General features: G+C 61.2%; 5 protein-coding genes. All 5 read left to right on the top strand.

The window, feature by feature from the left end; all coding sequences use genetic code 11:
* Positions 1–399 precede the first annotated feature (399 nt).
* Positions 400–2,637 (top strand): ATP-binding protein, encoded by a 2,238-nt coding sequence (locus tag Q0Z71_RS16995; RefSeq protein WP_298025376.1) that lies wholly within the window; start codon positions 400–402, stop codon positions 2,635–2,637.
* Between the two features lie 73 nt (positions 2,638–2,710).
* Positions 2,711–3,532, top strand: coding sequence for an Mrp/NBP35 family ATP-binding protein (locus tag Q0Z71_RS16990; RefSeq protein ID WP_298025373.1), 822 nt, complete (start codon positions 2,711–2,713; stop codon positions 3,530–3,532).
* A 210-nt stretch (positions 3,533–3,742) separates the two neighbouring features.
* Positions 3,743–4,321: a xanthine phosphoribosyltransferase gene (locus tag Q0Z71_RS16985; RefSeq protein ID WP_298025370.1), complete on the top strand. Its 579-nt coding sequence runs from the start codon at positions 3,743–3,745 to the stop codon at positions 4,319–4,321.
* Positions 4,322–4,390: 69 nt separating this feature from the next.
* Complete coding sequence (locus Q0Z71_RS16980; protein WP_298025368.1) at positions 4,391–5,023, top strand: hypothetical protein; 633 nt, start codon at positions 4,391–4,393, stop codon at positions 5,021–5,023.
* Positions 5,024–5,049: 26 nt separating this feature from the next.
* Positions 5,050–6,591, top strand: a complete 1,542-nt coding sequence (guaA, locus tag Q0Z71_RS16975) for a glutamine-hydrolyzing GMP synthase (RefSeq protein ID WP_298025366.1) — start codon at positions 5,050–5,052, stop codon at positions 6,589–6,591.
* The last annotated feature ends 65 nt before the right edge of the window (positions 6,592–6,656 follow it).

Raw genomic sequence — 6,656 nt, 5'->3', positions numbered from 1 at the left:
CCTGTGATTTCTCACACAAAAGCGTCCCGTCTGGTGCTTTCTTTTCGTTACGTTGTTTAATTTACAAGGTACACGCCATTTCCGGCGGAACATTGCTATTATAACAGGCATTCCTTCATTTGTCAACCACTTTTTTATCTTTTCTCAAAGACTTCTGAGCGGTTCACATCCGGAACATCGCTGTCAGACAGCTTTGTTAGAATACCAGACCATACTCGATTTGTCAACACTTTTCTCTATCTTTTTTCCCTTTTTTTCATATCAACGATTCGTCCCGCTTATTTCGGTAATACCTCTGTGCAAAACAGAAAACGGACTGGGCAAATCAAGCGTTCAGTGCTATAATGCTCTATTATATAGATTGTATACACGGGAGTGATTTTTCTGCTGATCCATCGTATGACTGCCACCTTCGGCAAGCTCCAAGGCCGCACTCTGGAGCTGAAGGAGGGCCTGAATATTCTGCAAGCCCCCAATGAGACCGGAAAGTCCACCTGGTGCGCTTTTCTGATATCCATGCTGTACGGTATCAACAGCCGGGAACGGGATAGGAACGGTTTCATTGCTGACAAAAACCGCTATGCCCCCTGGTCCGGTGCCGCCATGTCCGGGCGGCTGGACTGCCGTGTCCAGGAGGGGGAATTGACCTTGACGCGGACCACCCGGCGGCAGGCCGCCCCCATGGGGGACCTCCAGGTGGTCTATGCAGGCACAGGCGACGCCGTCCCCGGCCTTTCCGGTCCCCTCTGCGGGGAAACGCTTCTGGGCGTCAGCCGGGAGGTATTCGAGCGCAGCGCCTTCATCCGGCAGGCCGGGCTCCCTATCAGCCAGGACGCCGGCCTGGAACGCCGTATCGCCTCCCTCATCACCTCCGGTGAGGAGGACACCTCGTATTCCGAAGCCGCCGACGCCTTAAAAAAGCAGCTCAACCGCCGCCGACACAATAAAACCGGACAGATCCCCGCCCTGGAGGCAGAACTGCGGGAGATTGAAGAGCAGATCGCCGGAACAGAGCATCTAGCCCGCCAGCTGGCTGAGGCCCGCGCGCAGGCAGATTCCCTCGCAGGGCGGGAGGCTGCCCTCGCCGCCGAGCTGGCCTATCACGATCAATGGGAGGCGGCCCAGCAGCGGGAATCCATAAACGCCGCCGAATGCGCCGCCGTGCAGGCCGAGCAGCGCGCCGCCAGCCTGCGCCTGCGCATTGAGGAGGAGCGTATCCCGGAAAACGACACCATCGGCCGTCTGCGGGGCGCCATCGTCAATCTTGAAACGGTGCGGAAGTCTCTGGATAAGGCCCGGGCTGAGCGGGATGCGGCGGCAAAGGCCCTGCTGCGGGCCGAAACCGCTGTCAGCGAGAGTCCCTTCGCGGGTCAGACAGCGGAGCAGGCCCGCCGGGAATCCGCCGAAGCTCCAGTGCCCGCAAACTGGAACAGGGGGCCCAGCCTTCTCGTAAATATTGTCGGTTTTATCGCCGCCGCCGCTGTTGGATACTTTCTTGATAAGTCTCTTGCCGCGTATCCCTGGCATCTCCCCGCCGCCATCGCCGTTTTTCTGGTGCTGGACTTCGCGTCCGTCATGGCCGCCGATAAGATGCGGCGGCGGGCCAAGCGGTCCGCCCAAAACGCCGTCCTGGAAAAGCGCTTTGGCACCGCTGATCCCGCTGCCATTGCGGAAATGGCAAACGCCTATCTAAACTTATTGGAGGCCCGGGACGCCGCTCAGACCGACGCCGCCGGCAAGTCCGCCACTGCCGAGGCCCTCTATGCCTCCCTTTCCGCCAACGAGCAGGGCATTCTGCTGGAAGTCCGCCGCTTTGCCCCCGCCGCCTTTGATATCCCCACTGCCGACAGTCTGCTTCGCTCCTGCGCTGTCCGCCGCAGGGAACTGGCAGAGGCGGAATCTGCCGCCCGGGAGGCCCGGATGCGCTGCGACCTGCAAAAGCAGCAGGTCTCCCCCGCCTCCGGAGACCTCTCCGCCCCCATGTCTCCTCCGCCCCGCGGCCGTGCCGATGTCACCGCGGAATTGGAGCGCACCCGCGGCGAGCTGTCCATGGCAGCATCCGCCGCCGACCGTTTGACCGGTCAGCTCCACGCCATGGGCGATCCTGTGGTCCTGCGCTCCGCCGCCCAGCACCTGTCCGCGCAGATCGGCGCTCTGGAGGCGGAGTACGATGCCATCCAAATGGCGATGGGCGCCTTGGATGGCGCAAACGCTGCTCTGCAAAACCGTTTCTCCCCCGCTCTGGGCCGCCGGGCCGCCGAGATCTTCGGTGAACTCACCGGAGGGCAGTACAGCGGCGTGGTCCTGGACCGGGCCTTCCGCCTGTCGGCGGAGCCCGCCGGAGACAGCGTATACCGGGATGCGCCGCTGCTGTCCAAGGGGGCGGCGGACCAGCTGTATCTGGCCGTCCGGCTGGCGATCTGCGATCTGGTCCTGCCGGAGGAAAAAGCCGTCCCCATCGTGTTGGACGACGCGCTGGCAAATTTTGACGACGCCCGCTGCGCCGCCGCCCTCCGCTGGCTGAAAGAGGCCGCGAAAAAACGGCAGATCCTGCTGTTCACCTGCCACAGCCGGGAGGCGGAGCTCTTTGCCGGAGACGGCGAAGTTTCCATTCAACGGTTGACGGATGCGCTATAACAGGTATAAGATACTCTTTGCTGATCTGTTTATACGATTTATTATATGAAAGCAAAAAGGAGTTACAGACATTATGAGCGAATGCACCCATAATTGCTCCACCTGCGGCGAGAGCTGCAGCGAGCGGCAGGAGTCCCAGTCCCTGCTGAAAGAGCACAATCCCGCAGCGCGGGTCGGCAAGGTCTACGGCGTCGTTTCCGGCAAGGGCGGCGTGGGCAAGTCCATGGTCACCAGCCAGCTGGCCGTCACCATGCGCCGCCGGGGCTACCAGGTGGGCATCCTGGACGCCGACGTCACCGGCCCCTCCATCCCCAAGGCCTTCGGTGTCCATGGACAGGCCATGGGCAGCGAGCAGGGCCTCTACCCCATGGAGTCCCGCACCGGCATCCAGATGATGTCCACCAACCTGCTGCTGCCCAATGAGACGGACCCCGTCATCTGGCGCGGCCCCGTGATCTCCGGCGTGGTCCAGCAGTTCTGGACGGACGTGCTGTGGAACTGCGACTATCTGTTCGTCGACATGCCTCCCGGAACCGGCGACGTGTCCCTGTCCGTGTTCCAGTCCATCCCGCTGGACGGCATCATCATCGTGGCCTCCCCCCAGGAGCTGGTGAGCATGGTGGTGGAGAAGGCCGTGAAGATGGCGGAGATGATGGAGGTCCCCATTCTGGGCCTGGTGGAGAATATGAGCTATGTGGCCTGCCCGGACTGCGGCAAGAAGATCCACCTCTTCGGCGAGGGAAAGACCGCCGAGGCCGCCGCGCGCCACAACCTGCCCGTGCTGGCGGAGATGCCCATCGATCCCGCCCTGGCCGCCCTCACCGACGCCGGGGATATCGAATCCTTCCAGGGCAGCTGGCTGGACGCCGCCGCCGACAAGCTGGAGGGCAAATAAATCTGCCAAAACCGCGCCGTGTCCATCCACGGTGCGGTTTTTCGCCGCTTTTGTCCATATTATACGATAATATGTACGAGTCATTTGGACACAGAAAAGCTGTTTTTGTGTGGAAAAACAGTTGCAAAACGGTCCGTGATTCGAGATAATAAAGATGCTATCACCATTTTTACAGGCGCGAACAACACATACAACGAGGGGGATTTTCAAATGCAGGAACTGAAGGACCGCATCGTGAAAGAGGGCAGGGTCCTGCCCGGCAACATCATCAAGGTGGACGGCTTCCTGAACCACCGCATCGACACGGAGTTGATGGACCATATCGCAGAGGAGTTCGGCAAGCACTTCAACATGGACGAGGTCACCATGATCCTCACCGCCGAGGCCTCCGGCATCGCCCTGTCCGCCGTGGTGGCCCACCACTTTCACAAGCCCATGATCTTCGCCAAGAAGGCCAAGAGCGACAACATTGAGGGCGGCCTGTACCAGAGCGATATCTTCTCCTACACCTATAAGAAAAAGGTCACGCTGCTGGTCTCCAAGGAGTGGCTGAGCGCTGACGACAAGGTCCTCATCATCGATGACTTCATGGCCAACGGCGAGGCCATGCGGGGCCTGTGCGACATCGTGAATGCCGCCGGCGCCACCCTGGTGGGCATCGGCTGCGCCGTGGAAAAGGGCTTCCAGGGCGGCGGCGACCGTCTCCGGGCTGCCGGTGTGAACCTGAAGTCCCTGGCCATCATCGAGTCCGCCGAGCCGGGCAACATCGTATTCCGGAACGAGGGCTGATCCGCAGAACCAACTGCCGTCTTTTTTCGTCTGTATCAACAGGTACATTTTGAAAAAGGAGGCATTTTCATGAAAAAGTTCCCTGCTGTTTTTGCTTTGCTGGTCCTTGCCTGCGGCCTGCTGTCCGGCTGCCGGGCCACGCGGGAGGAGGCGCTCTCCGCCAAGCCCGTCATCTATCTGTATCCGGAAGCGGAAACGGAGGTCACGGTCACGCTGGACTGGGGCGGTGAGCTGACCTGCACCTATCCCGCCTATGACAGCGGCTGGACCGTCACCGCCCAGCCGGACGGCACCCTGACGGACGCCGCCGGAAAATCCTACAATTACCTCTATTGGGAGGGTGTCTCTGACGCGGAATACGATCTCTCCGAGGGTTTCTGCGTCCCCGGAGGGGACACCGCCGCCTTTTTGGAGGACGCCCTGGCCCAGCTGGGCCTGACCCGCCGGGAGGCCAATGAGTTCATCGTCTACTGGCTTCCCCAAATGGAGGCCAATCCCTATAACCTGATCTCCTTCCAGTCCGCCGCCTACACGGACCGCGCCGTCCTCTCCATCGATCCGGAGCCGGACAGCCTCCTGCGGGTATTCATGGCCTGGAAGCCGCTGGATGCTCCCGTCGAGCTTCCCGAGCAAACCCTGACCGCCTTTGACCGTTCCGGCTTCACCGCGGTGGAGTGGGGCGGCACGGAGGTCCCATCCTAATTTCTCAGCCAAAGGAGGAAGTTCCCTTGTCCCACCAAACCGTTATCGTTCTTGACTTTGGCGGCCAGTACAACCAGCTGATCGCCCGCCGGGTCCGTGAGTGCGGCGTTTACTGCGAGGTAAAGCCCTACACCACGTCTCTGGATGTCATCAAGGCCATGGACCCCATCGGCATCATCTTCACCGGCGGTCCCAACAGCGTCTATGATCCCAAATCCCCCCAAGTGGACCCCGCTGTCTTCACCTGGGGCGTGCCCATTCTGGGCATCTGCTACGGCTGCCAGCTCATGGCCCACAACCTGGGCGGCAGAGTCACCGCCGCCGCGGATGATTCCGCCCGGGAATACGGCAAGACCGAGACCTATTTCAACACGGACTGCAAGCTCTTCAAGGGCCTGCCCAGCCAGGGCATCACCTGGATGAGCCACGGCGACTATATGGAGAAGGTCCCCGAGGGTTTCTCCCTGGTGGCCCATTCCGGCGCCTGCCCCAATGTGGCCATCTGTGATGAGAACCGGGGCTTCTATGGCGTCCAATACCACCCCGAGGTCAACCACACCCAGCACGGCACCAACATGATCCGCAATTTCCTGTATGAGGTCTGCGGCGCTAAAGGCGATTGGACCATGGGCGACTACAAGGAGACCGCCATCCGGCAGATCCGGGAAAAGGTGGGCAGCGGCCGCGTGCTGCTGGCCCTGTCCGGCGGCGTGGACTCCTCCGTGGCCGCGGCCCTGGTGGCCGAGGCCGTGGGCAGTCAGCTGACCTGCGTATTCGTGGATCACGGCCTTATGCGCCTGAATGAGGGCGACGAGGTGGAGGCCGCCTTCCGGAAGTGGGACATCAACTTTGTCCGCGCCAACGCCGAGGAGCTGTTTCTGGGCAAGCTGGCCGGCGTCTCCGAGCCGGAGCGCAAGCGCAAGATCATCGGCGAGGAGTTCATCCGGGTCTTTGAGGCGGAGGCCAAGAAGATCGGTCAGGTGGACTACCTGGTGCAGGGCACCATCTATCCCGACGTCATCGAGTCCGGCACCGGCGATGCCGCCGTCATCAAGAGCCACCACAACGTGGGCGGTCTGCCGGACTATGTGGACTTCAAGGAGATCATCGAGCCTCTGCGGATGCTGTTTAAGGACGAGGTCCGACAGCTGGGCCGCGAGCTGGGCCTGCCGGAGTATCTGGTGATGCGCCAGCCCTTCCCTGGCCCCGGTCTTGCCATCCGGGTCATCGGCGAGATCACAAAGGACAAGCTGGACACTCTGCGGCTGGCGGACTTCATCTTCCGGGACGAGATTGCCAAGGCCAATCTGGAGGGCACCATGAACCAGTACTTCGCTGTGCTGACCAACATGCGCTCCGTGGGCGTCCAGGGCGACGGCCGGACCTATGACTACACCCTGGCCCTCCGCTCCGTGACCACCACCGACTTCATGACCGCCGACTGGACCCGCATCCCCTATGAGGTGCTGGACCGGGTGAGCGTTCGCATCGTCAACGAGGTCCCTCATATCAATCGGATCGTCTACGACATCACCAGCAAGCCCCCTGCCACAATTGAGTGGGAATAACTGACAAAACCCGCAAAGCCTTGAAAACACTGGGGTCTTAAAGCGGAAACGGGGCATTTGATAGC

The organism is uncultured Dysosmobacter sp. (assembly GCF_947631635.1).
In the GTDB taxonomy this organism is placed as follows: domain Bacteria; phylum Bacillota; class Clostridia; order Oscillospirales; family Oscillospiraceae; genus Oscillibacter.
The sequence above is the reverse complement of the archived record's forward strand: the minus strand, read 5'-3'. Positions and strand labels throughout refer to the sequence as shown.

Excerpts from the sequence above, each read along its gene's own strand:
- Q0Z71_RS16995 (WP_298025376.1), top strand. The coding sequence starts at position 400 with ATGACTGCCACCTTCGGCAAGCTCCAAGGCCGCACTCTGGAGCTGAAG.
- Q0Z71_RS16990 (WP_298025373.1), top strand. The coding sequence starts at position 2,711 with ATGAGCGAATGCACCCATAATTGCTCCACCTGCGGCGAGAGCTGCAGC.
- Q0Z71_RS16985 (WP_298025370.1), top strand. The coding sequence starts at position 3,743 with ATGCAGGAACTGAAGGACCGCATCGTGAAAGAGGGCAGGGTCCTGCCC.
- Q0Z71_RS16980 (WP_298025368.1), top strand. The coding sequence starts at position 4,391 with ATGAAAAAGTTCCCTGCTGTTTTTGCTTTGCTGGTCCTTGCCTGCGGC.